Origin of the sequence: Lactobacillus mulieris (assembly GCF_007095465.1) — a bacterium.
GTDB lineage: Bacteria > Bacillota > Bacilli > Lactobacillales > Lactobacillaceae > Lactobacillus > Lactobacillus mulieris.
On the sequence record NZ_SDGL01000030.1, the window covers coordinates 1 to 2595 of the forward strand.

The following is a 2595-nucleotide window of genomic DNA, read 5'->3' on the forward strand; positions in this document are numbered from 1 at the left end:
TACTATTTACAAGTCGAGTCTAACAAGATTGGACTTTTTTATTAACTAAAACGATTTAACTAGCACCACGCGTATTTAATTAACTTTTCTATCCAGCTAAATTCCAAGGAATTCCTTTAATATCCTTGACTATTCGTAGAAAACCAAAATAAGCACTGATGTTAAATTCATCAGTACTTACAATTGTAGAGTCCCTTTGTTCAACCCGTATTGATAACGACTGCTTACAATAATAAAATTAAGACCACTAGAATAACAGCTTATGGTTTTCGCAACTTTGATCATTCCCGTATCCGAAGTCTACTAGCTCTCAAATCTCATGGTAAAAACTAAGCTAAAAGAAAAGGTCAGCTCAAGCAGCTTCGCTACTTAAACTAACCTCATCAAAATACCTCATCAGTACTGACAAAGGGGTAAAATTGTAGAGCTAATTTGATTACTTGCGCTTCTTGTTTACAGCAGCAAGGCCAAACATTCCCAATAAGGTGGAGGCACCTAAGCCCATTAATGTTAAGCTATTGTCATTACCAGTTTGTGGTAGTTGGTTATCCTTAGCTGTCGTTGGTTGAGACGTAATCGTCTTCCAAGTTTGCATGTTAGGAACATTACCTTCTAGTTTGCCAGTAACATCATTTCCATTAGGAGTAGTGTTTGTGGGCGTATTAGTAGCTGGTGTTCCTTGCCCTTGATGATCATTAGTTGGGATCAAGGCCACTTTAATGATTTGATCAGGGTTACCATCCTTGAAGGTGTAAGATGTTGGAACACTTTCACCAGGAACTAATTGATAACCATCAGGAATGTGAATATTAACTGGAACTGTCTGACCGGTCTTGCCAGGTACTGTTTGAACGCCAACAACCTTTCCTTGTGGATCAACAACCTTATACTTAACCGTTTGGTCATGGGCTTCCTTTGTCCCGTCAGGCTTGATAACAGTAATCTTCCGCGTGATGGTCTTATTCAAATCAGTCGTGTTAACACCCTTTGGATAGTTCTTGCCAGGATTGTCCGGAAGCTTATCGCTTGGTGTCTTTGGATCAGTTGTTGTTGTCTCTGGCGTTTTGGGATCAGTTGGATCTGTGTCCTTAGTGTAAACAAAAGTTGTGGTGTATTGGTATACAGTATACTGGCCACTCGTTACTCCAAGAGTACGAACAAGACGATAACCTTTAATTTTCTTAGGTTGGACTTGCCATGAACCATTTGCATACCAGCCTTTTTGCGGATTAACCCCATTATTTTTTTGGTTGGGATTATCTAGGTTGAACGCAAGCGTATCATTATTCCTAAGCATATTTCCTTGCTCATCAATATAACGCACAGTTACTGGTTTGTTTGGTAGCAAGTAAACATGTATCCCTTGGGCGTAAAAATTGAAATAATCAGAATTAAGATATGTCCCTGTACTTCCTATATAGGAGTAACCTTGTTTTTCGTAATGGCTAATCTCCTCACTCATTTTTTTCTCATAATTACCATTGTTTAGGTCAATCCTTTCGCCATAGCTACCAGCAATCGTAAAGAGTTTGTCCGGTAGATTTGCTTCTTCTGGAACAAGTAAAAATTCAGTCCTATTACTATCAGAATTATTTTTCACAACCTTCTTATACTTGAAAGTTAAATAAACATAGTTAGGATCAGCTAACGAATTTCGAGTTTGACCAGTGATTTTACCCTTTAAAACAGGTTCAGAAACTAATTTATATCCAGGAATATTAATGGCTGCGGCTTCATAGCGCGATGCATCCGGTGCTTTCTTATCACCAGCACGGTGTTGGAGAGATTCAGGGGTCATCCAGAAACTATCTAGAACTATTGATGCTAAAATATGCCCGTTATCTACATCAACATACTCTATTTTGATTGGTGACAATGATGCGTAATCTAAATTAATGTTAATGTCTTGCGTAGTAATACCTTTCTTAAGGCAGGCATTACCTTGTTTATCAAAATAGAAATACTTATTCAAAACTTCTGAATTCATTAATTTATAACCGGCCACAGTAAATTCTTGATCCACACTATCTCCTGGTCGAATTGTGGTCTGCTTGAAAGGTTGTTTGAATACATAATGACCATTACTAATCACTTGAATTGGCTTATGTATGGTGACATCGCGAAAATTCATAGTAATGTTGTACTTACTGGGCAGTGGTTGTTTTGCTGTTGTTTTATGGATTATCGGCATTTGTTGCGCTGGCGTTGTTGTTTTATTTGGAACTAATGTTGATGAAGTTTGATGACCAACCGTATTTGATTCGTCGCTAATCCGAATATTGCTTGAATGGGCACTAACTTGTGGATCAGTCACTTGAGTCGTGGATGTATTTTGAGCAGCAACTGTCGTATTATCTGCCTTGGCATTACCACTAATAATGAGGGGTAAGCCCAACAACCCAACAAGGACAGATGCCGTTCTAACTGTTAATTTCTTAATGGCAAATCGTTGTCGTTTTGCCACTTGTTGCTTATGTAATTTGTCCAAATTTTATACCCTCTTTCTAAGACACAATTTATTATACGCGTGGTGCTAGTTAAATCGTTTTAGTTAATAAAAAAGTCCAATCTTGTTAGACTCGACTTGTAAATAGT

At 37.8% G+C, this 2595-nt stretch carries 1 protein-coding gene; it reads right to left on the reverse strand.

Annotated elements, in window-relative coordinates:
- Positions 1 to 436: 436 nt before the first annotated feature.
- On the reverse strand, positions 437 to 2488 hold the full coding sequence (locus ETI37_RS07690; RefSeq protein ID WP_143458510.1) for a MucBP domain-containing protein: 2052 nt from the start codon (positions 2486 to 2488) through the stop codon (positions 437 to 439).
- Positions 2489 to 2595: the final 107 nt, after the last annotated feature.